Genomic DNA, 338 nt, shown 5'->3' with positions numbered 1-338 from the left:
AAGCCGTTTTGGAGCGGTCAAATACAAGTCGGGACATTTATGCTGATAAAGGGTATGCCAGCCAGATGCGTGAACGTGCGCTGAAGGAACAGGGCTATCGTGTTCATGTTCAGAGGAAAGCGTCACGCAATAAGCCCTTATCAGACTGCCAGAAAGGCCGAAATAAGAAAATAGCGAAAACCCGGGCACGGGTAGAACATATCTTTGGCTCATTCTCTCAGATGGGTGAAAAATTTATCCGAACGACAGGCCAGCGGCGAGCCAATTTTGCGATGACTCTGAAGGCAACCTGCTATGATTTGCACCGTTTGGTTTATTTTGGAAAATCCGGCATTCAT

General features: G+C 47.3%; 1 protein-coding gene. It reads left to right on the top strand.

Features of this window, described 5'->3' with window-relative positions; all coding sequences use genetic code 11:
* Window positions 1-338: transposase (locus Xbud_RS19425; protein WP_145956704.1), on the top strand; the 338-nt coding region annotated here is incomplete at both ends.

The organism is Xenorhabdus budapestensis (genome assembly GCF_002632465.1).
Lineage (GTDB): Bacteria > Pseudomonadota > Gammaproteobacteria > Enterobacterales > Enterobacteriaceae > Xenorhabdus > Xenorhabdus budapestensis.
The sequence above is the reverse complement of the archived record's forward strand: the minus strand, read 5'-3'. Positions and strand labels throughout refer to the sequence as shown.